Origin of the sequence: Serratia oryzae, from assembly GCF_001976145.1 — a bacterium.
GTDB classification, from domain to species: Bacteria; Pseudomonadota; Gammaproteobacteria; order Enterobacterales; family Enterobacteriaceae; genus Chania; species Chania oryzae.
This window is the reverse complement of record NZ_MOXD01000074.1, coordinates 1-208: the sequence shown is the minus strand read 5'-3', so window position 1 is coordinate 208 and position 208 is coordinate 1. Positions and strand designations below refer to the sequence as shown.

Here is a 208-nt window from a genome sequence, read left to right as displayed (position 1 = left end):
CATTTCAACCGTTGCATTCTTTCTGCAACCATCAAAACCAATCTGGAACATTCGCTGAAAATTAAATCTACTTCGTCTCTAAAAACACCTTCGGTGTTGTAAGGTTAAGCCTCACGGTTCATTAGTACTGGTTAGCTCAATGCATCGCTGCACTTACACACCCAGCCTATCAACGTCTTAGTCTTAAACGTTCCTTCAGGGGCCTTAA

General features: G+C 42.3%; 1 rRNA gene. It reads right to left on the bottom strand.

From position 1 onward, the window contains the following. Positions 1–100 precede the first annotated feature (100 nt). Positions 101–208: ribosomal RNA gene (locus BMI79_RS22970) — 23S ribosomal RNA — on the bottom strand; the annotation flags it as partial.